Here is an 18,085-nt window from a genome sequence, read left to right on the forward strand (position 1 = left end):
GGCTGCGTGATCGGCACGCCGACGCCGAGGAACGAGAGCGTCGCCTCCAGCATCACCACCACTGCGAAGTTCACCGCCGCGATGACCATCAGCGGCGCCAGAGAGTTCGGCAGGACGTGCCGCCAGATGATGCGCGCATGCCGGGCGCCCACTGCGCGCGCCGCCATGACATAGTCCTCCTCGCGCACGGTGAGCACGGTGCCGCGCATGGTGCGGGCGTACTGGACCCAGTCGACCACCGTGATGGCGAGGATGACAAGCAGCACGCTCGACTGCTTGAAAAGACCAAGCAGCAGCATGGCGATCAGGGTCGTGGAGAAGGAGAGCAACGTATCGCCCAGGCGCATCATCATCGTGTCGAGCCAACCGCCGAAATAGCCGGCCAGCAGCCCGATCGTCGCGCCGATGGCACCGGCCAGGAACACCACCGAGAAGCCGACAATGAAGGAGGTGCGCCCGCCGTAGAGGATGGTCGAGAACACATCACGCCCTTGCACGTCGGTGCCGAGGATGAAGGGCATCCGGCCCCCGTCATCCCACACCGGCGGAAGCATCGAGTCGGCGGTCTCGAGCGACTTGAGATCATATGGGTTCTGCGGCGCGATCAACGGCGCGAGGAAGCAGGCAACCAAGAGCGTCACGAGCACCACAGCAGCGATCACGGTCAGCGGGCGGTGCAGGAAATGGCGTAACATGCGCCGTGCCCCGCTGCGCTGCGGCAGGATCTCTTCGGCGCCCAAAATTTGCTCCGTCGCCTCAACCATAGCGGATCCTCGGGTTCAGGAGCGCGTAGGTGATATCGACCACGAGGTTCAGGCCGACCACGATCACCGCGACGATTATGATGTAGCAGGCCACGACGGGGAAGTCGGACTCGTAGATCGAGCTCAGCAGAAGGTTCCCCGCGCCGGGCCACTGGAAGATGCTCTCGGTGACGATCGAGAAGCCGATGAGCTGGCCGAACTGCAGGCCGATCATGGTCACGACCGGGATCAGCACGTTTCTCAGCGCGTGCTTGAACAAAACCACGCGCCAGGGCAGCCCCTTGGCGCGCGCGGTGCGCACATAGTCGGTGCCCAGCGCCTCGATCATGCCGCTCCGCGTGAGACGGAAAAGCAGCGCGAGCTGGAACATGCCCAGGGTGAAGGCCGGCATGATGATGTGCTCCAGACCACTCCAGGTCAGGAAGCTGGTGCGCCAGATGGCGGTGAGCTGCACGACGTCGCCGCGCCCGAACGGCGGCAGCCAGCCGAGTGTCACGGCGAACAGCATGATGAGCAGGATGCCGATCAGGAAGGTCGGCAGCGAGACACCGAGCAGAGCCAGCGTCATCGCCGTCTTGGAGAGCGCGGCGCGCGGGAAGGCGGCTACCAGGACGCCCAGGGCGACACCGATCGTCACCGCCAGCACCTCGGCCGCGAAGGAGAGTTCGATGCTGGCGGGAAGGCGCTCGAGCACAAGATGGAAGGCAGGCACGCGGGCCACGTAGCTCAGGCCGAAGTCGCCGTGCACGGCATTCTTCAGGAAGATCCAGTACTGCACATAGAAGGGCTGGTCGAGGTGCAGAACCCGGCGCACCTCCTCGCGCTGCGCCTGCGTGGCATAGCGGCCCGCAAGCGTCATCACCGGATCGCCAAGATACTGGAAGACGACGAAGCCGATGAATGTAACCAGCAGGAGGACCACCACGCCCTGCAAGAGCCGCCTTGCCACGTAGGTCGACATTGCACGCCGGCCCTCCGCGCCGGTTCCTTCGGGTGCTTGGCCCGGCCGCCCGCACGAGGCAGGCGACCGGAGGAGAGGCGGTTACATCTTCCGCTTGATGTCCTTGAAGACGATCCAGGTGTCCGAGCGCGGCGTGAACTCGATGCCGCGGCCCTTGTACTCGGCATAGATATCCTGCTGGTAATGTAGCGGTATCACCGCCACCTGCTGCATCGCCTTCTGGTTCAACTCCTGCAGGACCTTGGCGCGCTTCTGCGGGTCGACGATCTCGTTCGACTTCTCGTAGATCTTGTCGAGCGCGGGGTTGCAATAGGCCGCGCCATTGGTACCGCCATAGCCGTTCTTCTTGTCGACGCAGTGCAGGAGCTTGGCATAGGAGCGGCCAAAGTCGTACGAGCCATCGAACCAGCCCAGCAGGTAGAAGTCCAAACTGTTGTGCGAGACCTGGTCAAAGAAGATCGACTTCGGCTTGGCGTCGACCTGGACGTCGATGCCGACCTTCGCAAGCTGGCTGGCGACATTGGCGAGGATCTGCTCGTCCTGCACATAACGGTTGTTCGGCCCGTCGAGCTTGATCTTGAACCCCTTGGCATAGCCGGCCTCCTTGAGCAGCTCCTTGGCCTTTGCGGGGTCGAAGGCGAGTCGCTTGATATCCTTGGAGTAGCCGGTGGTCGGCGGGTCCGGAATCTGCGCTGCTGGCGCAGCGTGACCGAACATCACCTTGTCGATGATCGCGTTCTCGTCGATCGCATGATACATCGCCTGGCGCACCCGGACATCGGCCGTCGGCATGCCCTTGCGGTTCGCGATGCCGAGCCAGATCGAGCGCCGCGACGGGCGCGTCACCAGCTTGACGTGCGGGTTCTTCTCGATCTGCTTGATCGAGGCGACGGGCACATCTTGGAGGATATCGACGCTGCCGCTGAGGATGGCGGCGATGGCGGTCGAGGCCTCGGTCACCGGTCGAATCTCGACGTGCTTGATCTGTGGCTTGTCGCCCCAGTAGCCGTCGAAGGCGCTCATCTTGAGGTAGGAGCCCTTGACCCACTCGTCGAACTTGTAGGGTCCGGTGCCAATCGGGTGCTGGCCAACCTCGCCCGGCGAGCGCGACTCCGTCGACTTCTTATCCATGATGAAGATCTGGTGGAGGTTCTGGTCGAAGAAGGGCACCGGCTTCTTGGTCTTGATCTCGATGGTCCAGCCGTCGCCGATCTTCTTGATCGAGTCGACCAGCGAGCCGAAGTTGAGGAACTCCGAAACCTCCGGGTTCTTCAGCCGATTAAACGTGTAGATGACATCGTCGGCGGTGAACTCATTGCCGTTGTGGAACTTCACCCCTTTCCTGAGCTTGAAGCGCCAGGTCAGCTCATTGACGCGATCCCACTCGGTTGCCAGTGCAGGCTTCAGAGTGCCGTCGGTCGTGCGCTGAAGCAGGCCCTCGAACATGTTCGACATGACCGAAAGGTTGGAGTCTGCGTCAGCGCCGAGCGGGTTCATGGTGCGGGGCGGGGCCGAGACGGCCACGGTCAGGCGCCCTTGCTGGGCCACAGCGGGCGGTGCAAGGCTACCGAGCGCCAAGAGAACGGCGCCGGCGAGGCTTATTGTCGAGACCGGTTTCATGAGGGTTCCCTCCGTTGCAGATGTAGTATCATTGGCGCATGCGTCGGTACGCTGGCGCAGTACGCAGGGCGGCGGGAGCGAACGTTAGCAACCCGGGCACGGCGCTGCAACAAGACTGCAGCCATCGTCTCAGGGGAGGCATTCTTCGCGGCGCCGGTGCCCCGCGCGACGCGAGAGGGTTTGGCCCGGCTGCGGAGCCGGGGCAACGCGCGCCCATGGGTCTGCGTCGCTAGAACCGCCACGGAGGCGAAAACGACGCCTTGGCCGACCTCGATAACTCTGTTATTGCGCCCCTCGAGGGGCGGTGGCTTCGCTGATTTCGTTTCGCCGGACGCGCGAGCCAAACGAGATCCGGGGAGCAGGCTCGCTCCGCAACCGCGGGGCGGACCTAGTCATCTTCCCTGTGCAGTACCATAATATTGGGGTTCAAAAACCGTCACCAAAAGCTGGGAACGCATCGGATCGATCTCACGCTGTCACAAAAGGGCCGTTACGGTCTAATCGGAAGAGCGAACTGAATGCTTGTGTGGGTCTTCTTGACGGTCGTCGCATCTGGAGCTGCCATCGAAATTCTCGGTGCGCGCCAGAGTGGCAAACACGTCGGAACGATCCCGGTGCTGGTGGGCGGATGCTTTGCCGGGGGGCTGATGGCGATTCTCGTTCTGCTGACCGCCCGCCCCGTCTTCGCCGCCGCGGCCGTCCTGGCGCTGATGGTCGCTCTGGCCGCAGTCAACAGCGCGAAGCTGACTGCCCTGCGAGAACCTCTGGTTTTCGTCGACTTCGCAATGCTGGGGCAGATCGCAAAGCATCCTCAGTTGTTCCTTCCCTATCTGGGAGTCGTGCCAGCGGCCCTGCTTCTGGGTTCGGTCGTCGCCGCGTCCGGTGCGGCGATGGCGCTCGAGGCGCCTTTGCAGGTGCTGGGGGGATGGCCGACGCGGCTTGCTGCTGTTCTCGCTTTGGCCGCTGGCGGCGGATTTGGCATTCATCTGCTTCGGGGCCGTCTGCGGCGCTGGGCATGGGGCCTGAAGCCCTCGCTCAACCCGCGAACGGATGTCATTCGCTTCGGGCTGATCGGGTCGCTGCTCCTCACCGCGCTTCTCTCCAACGACCAGAGCGACAAGGACATCGCACGTCAGCGGCGGCGCCGGACATTACGCCCACCGCGGTCCGGGAAGCTGACAGACATCGTCGCGGTACAGGCGGAGTCGTTCTTCGACGTTCGCCGAATGGACCGACGGATCGACCGCAGTCTGTTGCGATGCTTTGATCATTGCGCCACGGAGGCCGTGTACCGGGGGCAGCTTACCGTCCCGGCTGCGTGGGGAGCCTGCACGCAGAGGACCGAGTTTGCGTTCTTGACCGGTCTATCTGCGGATGAGCTTGGAATGGACCGGTTTAACCCGTACCTGCGGTTCGCCAAACGACCAGTCTGGTCGATCGCCCATGAACTTCGCAACCTCGGCTATCAAACGATCTGCATCCATCCGTTCTCGGGCGATTTCTTCGGACGGCGACAGGTGCTACCCAATCTCGGATTCGACGCATTCTTCGATGTCTCGGCATTTCAGGGCGCGCGCGAATTCGGTCCCTACGTTTCCGACCTTGCGGTCGCGGAGAAAGTCGCCGCGGTTCTCGAGGAGTCGGCACGACCCAAATTCATCTTCGCCATCACAATGGAAAATCACGGCCAATGGTGGAAGGAACGCCTGCCCCCGGAGGAACTTGCGGGTGTCCAGGCCCTGGTGCCCAGCTTTCCCGCAGAATTTCTCTGCTACCTCAGGCATCTGGCGAATACCGACGCAATGATCGGGCAGCTAGCGCACGCCTTGCGCCAGCGAGATGGCACGCTGTGCGTCTTTGGAGATCATCTGCCGAGCTTCCCCAAGGTCTTCAGGCATCTGGAATTTTCCGATCCGCGCAGTGACTACGTCATTTGGCGGCCGGATCATGGCGAGCGACCGATGGTTCGTGATGCCGACGTCGTGGGGCTGTCCGACCTGTTGCTGTCGGCGGCAGACATTCGACAGGCGGGCGCGGCCGAGGGGATGTCGACGCCGCCGGGCTCTCGATCTGCAGCCCAAAGATCGGTTTCCGCAGCGCGGGAACTCGAACGTCCGACCCAGGAACTCTAGAGAAATTCGCCATCCGCAGCGAACGAAGCCGATGCCAATGAGCCAAAAGGGGCTTCCGGACTGAGCCGCAAGCACCATGGACACGGATCTTCGAAATCACGGGGACGTTTTCGGTGCAGCAATCGGGACGCTCCTCGCGGAGGCCATGACAGCGCGGGCTAGAATGCCGCACTTCTTTTGCAATTCAGACATCCGCCACGCCGCCCATGAGACTTTCTCGCATGCGCGGCGGTGACCGAACCATCGATGTGGAGAACGCCGGCTCCCGACCGGAGTCCCCGCCGCGCGTGTGGTTGATCCTCTCGGACAAGCTCGGAGACAATGCCCAGGTCAGAGCGGTCGCGGGCGCCCTGAGCTGGCCTTGCGAGGAAAAGCAGATCCGGGTGCGGGGACGTTATATTATAGGCAAGCCCTTCGTCCGGGCATCGTTGCATCACGTGGATCTGGACCGGTCGGATACGCTCGAGCCCCCTTGGCCCGATCTGATCATCACGATTGGCCGGCGCATGTCGATGGTCGCCCTGTGGGTGAAGAAAAAATCGCATGGCCGAACGAAGATCGTGCTGATCGGCAGAGCGCAAAGGCTGCTTCATCGCTTCGATCTGGTCATTACCTCCATGCAGTACCGGCTTCCGCCGCGCGAAAACGTCCTGGGCCATGCCTATCCGCTTCTGCGCGTCGACGAGGCAGCGATCGATGCAGCGGCAGCGGAGTGGAAGGCGGAATTCGAATCTCTGCCCCGGCCGCTCGTCGCGCTGATGGTGGGCGGCCCGATCCGGACGGTGCGCTTCGACGCCTGCATCGCCAGTGGCCTTGCCTGCTCGGCCGCCCGTTTCGCGGCCGAGCAGGGCGGAACCCTTGTGGTCACCACGAGCCGGCGAACGCCGGTGACGGTCACGGAGGCGCTGGCGGCTAGCCTTCCCAAGGAGGCGTTGCTGTACCGCTGGACATCCGAGGGACGGAACAATCCGTACCGGGCGCTCCTCAAGCTCGCCGACAGATTCATCGTGACCGGAGACAGCATATCCATGCTCGTCGAGATCGCGTGTCTCGGCAGGCCACTGGCGATCTATCCGCTTCCGCCCTCCTCATGGCTCGCAAGGCCGCTGATGTGGTTGCGCCGCCGTCTCCATCCTGGAAGGGGCGGGCAGCCCGGACCGCACGGTCTGGGGTTCGGGGTGCTGGGCGACCTGCTCTATCGTCTGGGCCTGATCGGGTACACGCGGGACTTGAAGGCGCTGCACGAGACGCTGGTTCGCGACGAACTGGCGGTATGGTTTGGGGACGCCTTACGACCTGACGGCCCAAAAGCCCCGGATGAATTGCCCGGCATCGTCGCGCGGATAAGGGGACTGATGCAGCCACACTGAGGCGGCCTCGAAGCCGTTCGGCCCGCAGCTTTGGCGAAGGCTCAGAACGTTCGGGTCATTTTCTGTAACCATTGCTAACGTTTGTTGATTTGCACCGGCACAGGGTCCGCCCTTATTGAACGAAGTTGCTTGTGAGTCGCGCAGACGCTGACCCGAGGGGGCGGGCCAGGCGGTTATCTGTAACCATAACACAGACAGGCGGAAGAGATGGGCATCGAGGCAGTTTGGGACAGACTGGCGCGTGAAGCGGCAGTCAGAGCCACGTTTCTTCTGCCTGACGCGACTCGCCGGCGGATCGAGCGCCGGGCACGCGGTCGGGAGGAAGCGCACAAGCTAGAGCGCGCCGACTGCGTCATCGTTTCCTATGGAAAGAGCGGCCGGACCTGGCTGCGCGTGATGTTGTCGCGGTTCTATCAACTTCGCTTCGGACTGCCCATGCGGAGTCTCCTTAGCTTCGACAACCTGCATCGTCGAAACGAGGGGATCCCCAAGGTTCTTTTCACGCACGACAACTACATCCGGGATTACACTGGGAACTTCGACTCCAAGGCCGATTTTTCCGGCAAGAAGGTTGTGCTGCTCGTTCGGCATCCGGCGGACGTGGCGGTTTCCCAGTATTTTCAGTGGCGCTACCGCATGGCGGCGGGCAAGAAGCGGATCAACGACTATCCGCCCCACGGGGCCGAGGTGCCGATCTTCGACTTCGTGATGCGCGAAGGCGCCATGCTCGAAAGAGTCGTCGAGTTTATGAACGCGTGGGCGCGCGCCCTGCCGGACCTGGATAGCAGCTTGGTAATCCGCTACGAAGACATGCGCGCCAGCCCCGAGACCTCGCTCCACCGGATACTCGCGTTCATGGGGGCAGAGCCGACAGATGGGGAAGTTTCTCAGGCCGTTGAGTTTGCTTCCTTCGACAAGATGAGATCGTTGGAGGCGCGTAACGTCTTCTGGCTGTACGGCAGCAAACTGCTGGCGAAGGACAAGAGCAACCCGGACTCATACAAAGTGCGCCGCGGCAAGGTCGGCGGCTACCGGGACTATTTCGACGACGACCAAGCTCGGCAGATCGACGAGTTCGTCGGCGCGAGGCTCGACCCCGTTTACGGGTACGTCCCGAGCGAGTGCGACGGGATGAGGAGCGCGTGACCGTCGGAGAACGGACGACGCACGGGACAGGAGGGGCGACATGAGCGAGACGGCAAAGGGTGACAAGCCCTGCGTTTTCATTCAGACCAACGCGAAGCAGTTCGTCGGCGCTCTTGTGGCGGCGCATTCACTGCGCCGGAACTCAACGGACCCGGATGCGTTCGACGTCCACATCATGAAGCGCGAGGACTATGACTTCTTCACCGCGCGGGAGGGGCAGGCATATCTGCGCGACGGTCTGAAGCGCATCTGGCACAACGACGATCTTCAGTCCTTCACACCGCTGCGCTTCATGCCCCCGGAACTCATGGGATATCGCGGTCGCGCCGTGGTCATCGACCCGGATGTCTTCGCTGCCGGTGACGTGCGCGAGCTGCTGGACCGCGACATGCAGGGGAAGTCGATCCTCTGCCGGCTTCGCGGAAACAAGGCGGCCGGAAAGTCGTATGCAACCAGTGTCATGCTTCTCGATTGCGCGAAGCTGACCCACTGGAACGTGGAGAAGCAGTTCAACCAGATGTTCGAGTTCGAACTCGACTACATGGACTGGATCTCGCTCCGGCTCGAGCCGACCGAGAGCATCGGCATGCTCGAGAACGAGTGGAACGACTTCGATCGGCTGACCGACAAGACCAAGATGGTCCACAACACCAAGCGCTACACGCAGCCTTGGAAGACCGGGCTGCCGGTGGACTTCTCGCCACCCGACAAGCTGAAGAACTTTCCGCCCTACGGCTGGATCATGCAGGCGCGACGCGCGTTGTTCGGCGACTACGGCCTGCTCGGCCACTACAAGCGGCATCCGGACCCGAACCAGGAGCGGTTCTTCTTCGGCCTCTTGCGCGGATGCCTGGAGGAAGGGACCGTCACGGAAGACATGCTGCGCTCGGAAATGGCGAGCAACCACCTGCGCCACGACGCGCTCGAGGTGCTGCGGCGCACACCGGCGCTCGGCCAGCAAGCGGCGACGGCCTAGCGCTCGGGGTGGCTTTCATGATGCTTCCTGGCACTAGGCCGAACGGCACGCCCTGCCGGCGCAACGCTCTCGGCAAAGAGGGAACGGACCCGCGCCACCGCACGTGGCAGGTCCGTGGAGCGGCCCTTGCGACCGGGCGGTGCCGGGTCGCCGAGCCATGCTGCGCGACCGCTGCGAACCAGCGCCCGAAGCATCGCGCCGATGTCGCGCCGCATCCGCACGGGCGCGAGGCGATGAACCGTTCGATAGAACAGGGTCCATCCGTCGAATTGCCGCATGACATTTCGCGCCGAGCGCGGTCCAGTCGGCTCGCGCATCGAGCCGGGCCCCTCTCCAGGGTCAAAGATGTAGACCGGCGCTTTGGTAGCGCAGGCTTCGGCGACCATGGACACACTGTCTCCCGTCACCACGATCGCATCGGCGAGAGCGAGAAACGCAAGATAAGGATTCTCCTGCACCCGCGGGTTCCAGTAATGGATATACGCGGGCTCTCGGATAGCCTCGCGAAGCGCTTCGCTGGCTTCGGCGCTGGTGCGGGCGCTGGTCGTGACCAGCAGCGACCCGCCGGCGTCCTTGGCCATTCGTGCAACGGTGCGGCCGAGACCCCCGGCGGCGTCCACTCCCAGCCTGTAAGGGGCGGCGTCTCCGCCGACCAGGACCGCGATTCGGGGGCGCGGCAGATGGGCCAGACGTTCCCGCCAAGCCTCGGCGGCTTGCTCGAGCCGTTCCGGAGTGACGCGATGGAGCGGGAGGTCGAGCCACAGAATGTTTGGCCGTCGCGGCAGAGCGTACTGGGGCGTCGTGATTACGAGGTCGAAACACTCAAGCCTGGCCCAGGGTCTGCCGAAATGGACCAGCCGCGTGCGACCTCCGGACCGACGGCGGATCCAGCGGGCCACCGGCTCATTGCGGCGGCCCGCCGAAATCACGAGATCGGGCCAGGGCTCGGCAAGCAGGCTGGATTGTCCGCGCACGATGCCCGCCAGTGTGGGTCCCAAGGCAAGGTTCGTCACGAGCTCGGTCTTCCGGTAGGCCAGCCGCTTGACCTCGAAGGGCCAGCCGAGCGCCTCGGCGAGGGCGAGCATCTGCGCGCTGTCACCCGCCCGGTGTCCCGTCAGAACCCATACGGTTGGCATCCTCGCGCCCTGCCCGCCCGGCGGCTCTTGCTCAGCGCCCACGATCGTCTCTCCCTCAGCAAATGCTGCCCGCTCGAGGCAGCGCGGCCCGCGGCGGCTCCAGCTTCCTTGGGTCACGCGATTGGTTGCAGCGCGCACACCCCTCTATCGCAGGTGCTTGGCGGGTCCAAGGCGGCACCGGCGCTTACGTTCCCGACTTTGGATCCGAAATCACTGCGTCATTCTCGCGTCAATGCCGCGATCAACCCTGCCCCCCAGAGATAGCCATGCCAAAAGATCATCCGCTATACTCGATAGAACTGCTGGAGAACAGGCATGCGGACCGTCGCAAGTCTCCAACAGTTTGGGCTGTTCTGTGCGCCCGCCAGGGCGAAAATGCGCAGGTCCTCGCCCTCGCCGAGGCGCTCGGCTGGCCCTTCGAGATCAAGCGTCTCAGCTACCGCCGGTTCGGATATCTCAGCGATGTGTTCCGCCCGACGACTCTCCTGGGAATACGTCAGGATCTCTCCAGCCCACTGGAGCCGCCCTGGCCCGACCTCGTCATCTCCGCGGCCATGCGCAACGAGCCGGTCTGCCGCTGGATCCAAAAGCAGGCGGACAAGCCGGTACGATATGTGCATGTCGGCCGCCCATGGGCGCGCCTTGACAAATTCGACCTCGTCGTCACTGCGCCTGAATACCGCCTCCCGGACCGCAGCAACGTTCTGCACAATGACCTGAGCCTGACGCACATCACCAAGCCGCGGCTCGCGGATGCTGCCGCCATATGGGCACCGCGCTTTGCCCATTTGCCGCGCCCCTACATTGCGCTTCTGGTGGGCGGCTACGGCGGACCCTACGCTCTGGGGCACGAAGCAGCGCGCAGACTGGGCCAGAAGGCCAGCGCCTTGGCGCGTGAGGTCGGAGGATCTCTGCTCGTGACGGCCAGCCGCCGCACGGCACCGGGGGCCATGGACGCCTTGGAGGGGGCCATCGACGTTCCGGCTCACGTGTATCGCTGGACACCGGACGCGCTTGAGAATCCGTTTTACGGATATTTGGCACTGGCAGAGTCCTTCATCGTGACCTGCGACAGCGCGACAATGCTGGCCGAAGCCTGCGCGACGCGCCGGCCGGTCTACATGTTCGATCCCGGCCCGGGCGACTTTGAGACAGGTCATGCATTGGAGGAAGAGGTCGGCAAATCTCGGCGGGTGCGTTGGCCCACGCGGTGCGACATCGACCACGCCAAGGCCGTCCTATACCGGAAGATGCTCAGGATCCCTCCGCAAAGGATGACGCGCGACATCCGTTTGGTCCACCGTCGCCTGATCGACGCTGGCCGTGTTGCATGGCTGGACGAAGCGTTCCCCACCCGCCAGCCACCGCCTGTAATGGAAACGCAACGGGCGGTCGAGCGCGTGGAGGCCCTGTTCATGCCGGAGGAGTATGAGAGCGAGGTGGATATGGATCCGCGTCGCGTTGCCAGCGCGTGTTGACTAAGCGGGGCAATCTCGGTCTGTAACGGCAGAAATCTGTGACCCTTTTCGGGTCTTTCGGGAGCCATCGTGCACTTGACCATTCCCCGAGATTAGGGCCGCGAAACGCCAGAATTCTCCGATTGGGTTGCAGTGGTGAGCGACGGCGTGGAGTCCGCAAGAGTCTCAAGCGCCGGCGCGCTCTGGCAAGGCACACGCTGGCCGGCTCGCGCGGTGCTTAGACGGAAGTACAGCTCGCCACCAATTCCAGCGGATCCGCTGCGGGGCAGGTACTGCAAAGCGGGTACGAACCGGCTCGACCCCCCGGCCACTCATCCAGGGAATCTTGTGACGTCAGGTCTTGTCCACGTCACGGCGCACGCGCTCCTGCCCGAGCAGGCGGCGGGTCTCGTCCATCTTGTCGAAGGTCTCGTCGAGACGGAAGTGGAGTTCCGGCGAGTATTTCAACCGGACCTCACGGTTGATCCGCCGTCGCAACTCACCCTTGGCATGTTCGAGGCCTTCGAGCACGCGTTCCGTATCGCGGCCGCCAAGCGGCATGATGTAGACCGTGGCAACCTTGAGATCGGGCGAGCAGCGCACCTCGCCTACCGTGACCGAGACCCCCTCGAGGGCGGGCTCGTGGTGCTCGCCGCGCATCAGAACATCCGCCAAAACGCGACGGATCAGCTCACCGACACGGAGCTGGCGCTGAGTCGGATCGGACAAATCGTGCTGCCTGCGGGTCATGGGCTGCCGGGGGCGGTTGCCCCCCTCCCTGCCTGCCCCATCTGGGGAAGGTGTCGCGTCGGGTCGTCGGTCGCAGAGGTCAGAGCGTGCGCTCGACCTCCTCGCGCTCGAAGATTTCGATCACGTCGCCTTCGCGGATGTCCTCGTAGTTCTCGAAGGCCATGCCGCATTCCTGGCCGGCCTGGACCTCGCGCACTTCGTCCTTGAAGCGCTTGAGCGTCTTCAGCCGTCCTTCGTGTATCACGACATCGTCGCGCAACAGGCGGACGCCGGCGTTCCTGCGGGCCACGCCCTCGGTAACCTCGCAGCCGGCGACACGGCCGACGCCGGAGACCTTGAACACCTGCTTGATCGCGGCATAGCCGACAAACTTCTCCTTGACCTCTGGCGAAAGCAGGCCTTCGGCGGCCTTCTTCACGTCCTCGACCAGGTCGTAGATCACCGAATAGTAGCGGATTTCGACGCCCTTCTGGTTTGCGGCCTCGCGCGCCGGGGCATTGGCGCGGACGTTGAAGCCGATGATCGGAGCCTTCGAGGCCTCGGCCAGCGTGACGTCCGACTCGGTGATCGCGCCGACGCCAAAGTGCAGCACGCGAACCTGAACCTCCTCGTTGCCGACCTTTTCGAGCGCCTGCACAATGGCCTCGGCCGAGCCTTGAACATCGGCCTTCACCAGCACGGGCAGCTCCTTGACATCCTCGCTGGCCTTGGCCTGGGCGAGGAGCTGGTCGAGCGTGGCACGGGCGCCCTTCGCCGCCTGGGCCTCTCGAGCCTTCCGCTGGCGGTACTCGGCGATCTCGCGGGCCTTGTTCTCGTCTTCGACCACATTGAGGGTGTCCCCCGCCTCGGGGGTGCCCTGAAGGCCGAGCACCTCAACGGGAATTGACGGGCCCGCTTCCTCGACACGGTCGCCCTGATCGTTGATCAGCGCCCGCACGCGGCCCCATTGCTCGCCAACAACGAAGACATCGCCGAGCCTGAGTGTGCCCCGCTGGACCAGAACTGTGGCCACGGGTCCACGGCCGACATCGAGCTTGGCCTCGATCACTGCCCCCTCGGCCGGCCGGTTCGGGTTGGCCCTGAGCTCCATGAGCTCGGCCTGGAGAGCGATCGCCTCGAGCAGCTTGTCGAGCCCTGCGCCCGTGACGGCCGAGGTCTCGACGCTCAGCACCTCGCCACCCATCTCCTCCACCACTACCTCGTGTTGCAGGAGCTCCGTGCGGACACGGTTCGCATCGGCTCCGGGCCGATCGATCTTGTTGATGGCGATCACCATCGGGACGCCGGCGGCCCTGGCGTGGTTGATCGCCTCGATCGTCTGCGGCATCACCGAGTCGTCCGCCGCGACCACCAGCACGACGATGTCCGTCACTTGGGCGCCGCGGGCGCGCATCGAAGTGAATGCGGCGTGACCCGGCGTATCGAGAAAGGTGATCTTCTGGCCGGACTCGGTGGTGATCTGGTAGGCGCCAATGTGCTGGGTGATCCCTCCGGCTTCCCCGGAGGCGACATCTGTCTTCCTCAGCGCATCGAGCACCGAGGTCTTGCCGTGGTCGACATGCCCCATGATCGTGACCACGGGAGCGCGCGGCAGAAGGTCGGACTCGCTGTCCTGCGCGGTCTCGATCACGGACTCCACATCGGCCTCGGACACGCGCATCGCCTTGTGGCCGAACTCCTCGACGATCAATTCCGCGGTGTCGGCGTCGACCGACTGGTTCTGCGTGGCCATGATGCCGTTCTTCATCAGCGCCTTGATCACGTCGGCGACTCGCTCGGCCATGCGGTTGGCGAGCTCCTGCACGGTAATCGCGTCCGGGATGCGCACATCGCGCACGACCTTCTCGCGCTCGACCGGTCCGCCCATCATCTTGCGCTTCTCGCGCTCCTGACGCCGGCGGAAAGCGGCGAGCGAACGCTGGCGGCCACCCTCGTCCTCGCCAATCTTCGAGATCGTCAATTTACCGGTGCGACGACGTTCTTCCTCGCCACGCGGGCGTGGGGGAGCAGCTTTCTTCGGTGCCTTCGAGGGCGTGCGGCCGCGTGTCGGGGTCTCTTCCTCCGACTCCTCTTCGCGCCCGCGGGCGGGCGTGCGTGGCGCGCGCGGCTGTGACGGCTCGGCAGATTTGTCGGTCTCGGTGTGCTCAACTTCGGGAGTGGGAGCAGAGCCGGCGTCTTCTGCATGTTCGGCCGCATCGGCCTCGGCAGTCTCGCGGCGACGCTTCTCCTCCTCCGCTTCCTCCGCCTTGCGGCGGGTTTCCTCTTCGGCCTTGCGCTTGGCCTCCTCTTCGGCGCGGCGCTTTGCCTCCTCGGCTTCGCGCTGGCGGCGGGCCTCCTCGTCCTTGCGCGCCTGTTTCAGCGCCTCGAGGCGACGCCCGTACTCCTCCTCCGAAAGGGTGCGCAGGATCTGGCCCTTTTTCTCCGTCTCGGCAGACTTCGTCTCTTCGCGCTTTTTCTCCGGCTCGGCCTCGGTCGTCGGAGCCTCGGCCGGTTTTGCCCTGGGCTTGAGCGAAATGGTGCCGCTGCCGGCCGCCTTGCCGCCGTCCGGCGCATTCACAAGCCGCTTCTTCTTCTTCTCGACGACAACCGCGTGTGTGCGTCCGTGGCTGAAGCTTTGGCGCACCGAGCCACGCACGGTGCCGCCTCGGCCTGCCACCCGACGCCCGACCTTGTTGTCGCCGCTATCCGTATCGTTCATCCGTCACCTTGTCCGGAGCCCAAGCCTGAGCCCTTCTGCCTTGCCTTGCAAACAGCCGTGGCGCCCCGACGCTCCGGGACGCCCGTAGACGCCGTTGCCCGAAGACCCCCGAGCCTGAGCGCCTCGGCGAGCGCGCGATCCGCGAAGCCGCCCCGGTCGAGCGCGGCATGTATCGCAAAATCGCGGCCAAAAGCCAAACCCAATTCGCGGCCCGTGAGGACCTGGATAATCGGGGTCCCGCCCGAGACCCGCGCCAGCTTTGCCTTCCCGTCCGCGGCACCATCCGATGCCGTGATCAGCGCGCCGACCCCGCTTTCCTTGAGCCGAGCGCGCGTCTTCTCGAAGCCGACGACCGCCTGGCCCGCCTTGCGCGCGAGGCCGATCAGGTCGATCAGGCGCTGCGCCAGCATGACCTCGAGCCGGTCCGCCAAGGCGTCAGGCACCTTGACCTGGGCCCGGAAACCGCGGGCGAAGAGGCGTTTCGTCACCGCACGCTCGATCACCACCCGGTCCGAGGTGAGCCACACGCCCCTGCCCGGAAGTTTCGCCGCGAGGTCCGGCACCACCTCATGCTCGGGCGAGAGGACGAAGCGAATCAGGCGCTCCGTCGGTCCGCTCTCGCCCGTGGCGATGCAGCGCCGCTCCGGCCCGATGCGGGATTTCACGGCGCCACCCCGTGTCACTTAATGGCCCAGGCGGGCTTACGCCAGCCTGGCCTCCTCGCCGGTTTCGTCGCCGGCACTGTCGATCTCGGCCGCGCCCTCGGCCGCGGCATCCTCCCCCGCGGTGAGCGCTTCCAGCTCCGCGGCGTCGACGATGCCAAGCTCGACGCGGGCCTTCATCACCAGGTATTGGGCTTCCTCGAGGCTCATGTCGAAGCTCTCGAGCAGACCCTCGTCCTTGACGCGCTTGCCGTCGATGATGGTATAGCCGCCCGCCAACTCCCAGTCGGCGCAGCGAGCGAATTCCTCGAGGCTGGTCACGCCCTCCTTCGCCAGCGCCAGCACCATCTGCGGCGTCAGGCCCTCGAACTCGATCAGGCTGTCCTCGGCCCCCAGGTTGCGCGCCTCGGCGAGCGCCTTCTGGTTCTGCTCCTCGATGCTTTCCCGGGCGCGCGCCTGCAGTTCCTCCGCGGTCTCCTCGTCGAAGCCCTCGATCATCGCGATCTCCTCAAGAGGCACATAAGCCACCTCCTCGAGCGAGGTGAACCCCTCGGAGACCAGGAGCTGGGCCACCATCTCGTCGACGTTGAGCGATTCCATGAACATCTGGCTGCGCTCGTTGAACTCCTGCTGGCGGCGCTCGGATTCCTCGGCCTCGGTCATGATGTCGATGTCCCAGCCGGTGAGCTGCGAGGCCAGTCGCACGTTCTGGCCGCGCCGACCGATCGCCTGGGAGAGCTGATCGTCAGGCACGACGACCTCGATGCGCCGCGCGTCCTCGTCCATCACAACCTTGGTGACTTCGGCGGGCTGCAGTGCGTTGACGATGAAGGTGGCGGCGTCCTCGTTCCAAGGAATGATGTCGATCTTCTCGCCCTGGAGCTCGCTCACCACCGCCTGGACACGGGATCCGCGCATGCCGACGCAGGCGCCGACAGGGTCGATCGAATGATCGTAGGAGATGACGCCGATCTTCGCGCGGCTGCCCGGATCGCGGGCCACCGCCTTGATCTCGATGATACCGTCGTAGATCTCCGGGACCTCCATGGCGAAGAGCTTGGCCATGAACTCAGGCGCGGTGCGGGAAAGAAAGATCTGGGGACCGCGCGCCTCGCGACGCACGTCACGCACATAGGCGCGAATGCGGTCGCCGACGCGGTAGGTCTCGCGCGGGATCAACTGATCGCGGCGGATGATCGCCTCGGCACGGCCGAGATCGACGATGACGTTGCCATACTCGACCCGCTTGACCAGGCCGTTGACGATTTCCCCGACGCGGTCCTTGTACTCCTCGTACTGGCGCTCGCGCTCGGCATCGCGGACCCTTTGCACGATCACCTGCTTGGCCGTCTGTGCCGCGATGCGGCCGAAGTCCATGGGAGGCAGCGGCTCGGTGATCAGATCACCGACCTGCGCCTCGGGATTCTTCAGCCGTGCCTCCTTGAGGCCGATCTGCGTGAAATGGTTCTCGACCTCGGCGTCGTCGACCACTTCGAGCACCCGATGCATGGTGGTCTCGCCCGTCTTCTTGTCGATGAAGGCGCGGATATCGTACTCGGCGCCGTAACGCGAACGGGCCGCCTTGGCGAGGCTTTCCTCCATCGCCTCGATCACGAGGTCACGCTCGATCAGCTTCTCGCGCGCCACCGCGTCGGCAATCTGCAGGAGCTCCAGCTTGTTCGCACTGACCATCTTCATGCGTCCTTCTTCTCGCGAGGGGCATCGGCCTCCGCGTCTTCGTCATCCTCGAATTCCACGACCTCGTCGTAGTCCGCCGCGTCGAATGCGTGCTTACGCGCCCTAAGAGATTCCGCGACGAGCTCGTCCGTCAGGACCAGCTTGGCATCCGCGAGCCGGTCGAAGGGCACGCGGGCCGGACCTTGGTCGGTTTCAATCAGGATCTCACTATTCTCGACCCCGCCCAGCGTCCCCTTGAACCGGCGGCGCCCGTCGATCAGTTCCTCCGCCTCGAGCCGGGCGATATAGCCAGACCAGCGAGCGAAATCTTCGAACCGTGTCAGCGGCCGGTCGATCCCGGGCGAAGAAACCTCGAGCGTGTATTCGCTGGCAATCGGGTCCTCGACGTCGAGCACCGCCGAGAGCGCGCGCGAAAGCTCGGCACAGTCCTCGATCTCCATGGTGCCGTCGGGGCGCTCGGCCATGACCTGCAACGTCGTGCGCTTGCCGCCCATCAGGCGCAGGCGCACGAGCCGAAATCCCATCCCCTCGATCGCCGGCTCGACGATGCGAGCGAGGCGCTGGTCCACGGGGGCCTTGGCGACCAGATCGGGCATAGTTGGCGCGGCGCTCCTCCGGCGCGAATCAAAAGCGGGCCCAGCGGCCCGCCTGAGAAACCCGGTGGGGGTCTCGCCGCTCCGGCGAGGCCGCCGCGATGTTGACGCCCATATAAGCC

Annotated in this window: 14 protein-coding genes; 5 read left to right on the plus strand and 9 right to left on the minus strand. The window is 64.6% G+C overall.

The window, feature by feature from the left end; translation table 11 throughout:
* The 3 genes from AC32QD_RS11280 to AC32QD_RS11290 form a co-directional block, all read right to left on the minus strand.
* Window positions 1-764: ABC transporter permease (locus AC32QD_RS11280; RefSeq protein ID WP_492010600.1), on the minus strand; the 764-nt coding region annotated here is incomplete at its 3' end.
* On the minus strand, window positions 757-1,725 hold the full coding sequence (locus AC32QD_RS11285) for an ABC transporter permease (protein ID WP_492010601.1): 969 nt from the start codon (window positions 1,723-1,725) through the stop codon (window positions 757-759). The genes AC32QD_RS11280 and AC32QD_RS11285, both read right to left, overlap by 8 nt.
* Window positions 1,726-1,806: 81 nt before the next feature.
* Window positions 1,807-3,345: an ABC transporter substrate-binding protein gene (locus AC32QD_RS11290; RefSeq protein ID WP_492010602.1), complete on the minus strand. Its 1,539-nt coding sequence runs from the start codon at window positions 3,343-3,345 to the stop codon at window positions 1,807-1,809.
* A gap of 518 nt (window positions 3,346-3,863) precedes the next feature.
* On the opposite strand from AC32QD_RS11290, the gene AC32QD_RS11295 reads away from it, so the two are divergent.
* The 4 genes from AC32QD_RS11295 (at window position 3,864) to AC32QD_RS11310 (ending at window position 8,969) form a co-directional block, all read left to right on the plus strand.
* Window positions 3,864-5,477 (plus strand): LTA synthase family protein, encoded by a 1,614-nt coding sequence (locus AC32QD_RS11295; protein ID WP_492010603.1) that lies wholly within the window; start codon window positions 3,864-3,866, stop codon window positions 5,475-5,477.
* 221 nt (window positions 5,478-5,698) lie between these two features.
* Window positions 5,699-6,847 (plus strand): mitochondrial fission ELM1 family protein, encoded by a 1,149-nt coding sequence (locus AC32QD_RS11300; protein WP_492010604.1) that lies wholly within the window; start codon window positions 5,699-5,701, stop codon window positions 6,845-6,847.
* A 207-nt stretch (window positions 6,848-7,054) separates the two neighbouring features.
* On the plus strand, window positions 7,055-7,993 hold the full coding sequence (locus AC32QD_RS11305) for a sulfotransferase domain-containing protein (RefSeq protein ID WP_492010605.1): 939 nt from the start codon (window positions 7,055-7,057) through the stop codon (window positions 7,991-7,993).
* 40 nt (window positions 7,994-8,033) lie between these two features.
* Window positions 8,034-8,969, plus strand: coding sequence for a glycosyltransferase family protein (locus tag AC32QD_RS11310; RefSeq protein ID WP_492010606.1), 936 nt, complete (start codon window positions 8,034-8,036; stop codon window positions 8,967-8,969).
* Here the strand turns inward: AC32QD_RS11310 and AC32QD_RS11315 are convergent.
* Window positions 8,966-10,105, minus strand: a complete 1,140-nt coding sequence (locus tag AC32QD_RS11315) for a mitochondrial fission ELM1 family protein (RefSeq protein ID WP_492010613.1) — start codon at window positions 10,103-10,105, stop codon at window positions 8,966-8,968. The two genes, AC32QD_RS11310 and AC32QD_RS11315, sit on opposite strands and share 4 nt — an antisense overlap.
* 266 nt (window positions 10,106-10,371) lie before the next feature.
* On the opposite strand from AC32QD_RS11315, the gene AC32QD_RS11320 reads away from it, so the two are divergent.
* Window positions 10,372-11,583: a mitochondrial fission ELM1 family protein gene (locus AC32QD_RS11320; protein WP_492010607.1), complete on the plus strand. Its 1,212-nt coding sequence runs from the start codon at window positions 10,372-10,374 to the stop codon at window positions 11,581-11,583.
* Between the two features lie 333 nt (window positions 11,584-11,916).
* Here the strand turns inward: AC32QD_RS11320 and rbfA are convergent, their stop codons facing one another.
* The 5 genes from rbfA to rimP form a co-directional block, all read right to left on the minus strand.
* Window positions 11,917-12,312, minus strand: a complete 396-nt coding sequence (gene rbfA / locus AC32QD_RS11325; protein WP_492010608.1) for a 30S ribosome-binding factor RbfA — start codon at window positions 12,310-12,312, stop codon at window positions 11,917-11,919.
* Window positions 12,313-12,391: 79 nt separating this feature from the next.
* Window positions 12,392-15,010: a translation initiation factor IF-2 gene (gene infB, locus AC32QD_RS11330; protein WP_492010609.1), complete on the minus strand. Its 2,619-nt coding sequence runs from the start codon at window positions 15,008-15,010 to the stop codon at window positions 12,392-12,394.
* Window positions 15,007-15,675 carry an RNA-binding protein gene (locus AC32QD_RS11335; RefSeq protein WP_492010610.1) on the minus strand — a complete coding sequence of 223 codons (669 nt, stop codon included), beginning with the start codon at window positions 15,673-15,675 and terminating at the stop codon, window positions 15,007-15,009. The genes infB and AC32QD_RS11335 overlap by 4 nt, the downstream gene beginning before the upstream one ends.
* A gap of 36 nt (window positions 15,676-15,711) precedes the next feature.
* Window positions 15,712-17,370: a transcription termination factor NusA gene (gene nusA, locus AC32QD_RS11340; protein WP_492010611.1), complete on the minus strand. Its 1,659-nt coding sequence runs from the start codon at window positions 17,368-17,370 to the stop codon at window positions 15,712-15,714.
* On the minus strand, window positions 17,367-17,966 hold the full coding sequence (gene rimP / locus AC32QD_RS11345; protein ID WP_492010612.1) for a ribosome maturation factor RimP: 600 nt from the start codon (window positions 17,964-17,966) through the stop codon (window positions 17,367-17,369). Before rimP ends, nusA begins: the two co-directional genes overlap by 4 nt.
* Window positions 17,967-18,085: the final 119 nt, after the last annotated feature.

It is taken from the genome of Thermohalobaculum sp. (genome assembly GCF_058622915.1).

What these genes read in the sequence shown, in the direction of transcription:
- AC32QD_RS11285 (WP_492010601.1), bottom strand. Translation starts at nt 1,725, where the DNA reads ATGTCGACCTACGTGGCAAGGCGGCTCTTGCAGGGCGTGGTGGTCCTC.
- AC32QD_RS11290 (WP_492010602.1), bottom strand. Translation starts at nt 3,345, where the DNA reads ATGAAACCGGTCTCGACAATAAGCCTCGCCGGCGCCGTTCTCTTGGCG.
- AC32QD_RS11295 (WP_492010603.1), top strand. Translation starts at nt 3,864, where the DNA reads ATGCTTGTGTGGGTCTTCTTGACGGTCGTCGCATCTGGAGCTGCCATC.
- AC32QD_RS11300 (WP_492010604.1), top strand. Translation starts at nt 5,699, where the DNA reads ATGCGCGGCGGTGACCGAACCATCGATGTGGAGAACGCCGGCTCCCGA.
- AC32QD_RS11305 (WP_492010605.1), top strand. Translation starts at nt 7,055, where the DNA reads ATGGGCATCGAGGCAGTTTGGGACAGACTGGCGCGTGAAGCGGCAGTC.
- AC32QD_RS11310 (WP_492010606.1), top strand. Translation starts at nt 8,034, where the DNA reads ATGAGCGAGACGGCAAAGGGTGACAAGCCCTGCGTTTTCATTCAGACC.
- AC32QD_RS11315 (WP_492010613.1), bottom strand. Translation starts at nt 10,105, where the DNA reads ATGCCAACCGTATGGGTTCTGACGGGACACCGGGCGGGTGACAGCGCG.
- AC32QD_RS11320 (WP_492010607.1), top strand. Translation starts at nt 10,372, where the DNA reads ATGCCAAAAGATCATCCGCTATACTCGATAGAACTGCTGGAGAACAGG.
- rbfA (WP_492010608.1), bottom strand. Translation starts at nt 12,312, where the DNA reads ATGACCCGCAGGCAGCACGATTTGTCCGATCCGACTCAGCGCCAGCTC.
- infB (WP_492010609.1), bottom strand. Translation starts at nt 15,010, where the DNA reads ATGAACGATACGGATAGCGGCGACAACAAGGTCGGGCGTCGGGTGGCA.
- nusA (WP_492010611.1), bottom strand. Translation starts at nt 17,370, where the DNA reads ATGAAGATGGTCAGTGCGAACAAGCTGGAGCTCCTGCAGATTGCCGAC.
- rimP (WP_492010612.1), bottom strand. Translation starts at nt 17,966, where the DNA reads ATGCCCGATCTGGTCGCCAAGGCCCCCGTGGACCAGCGCCTCGCTCGC.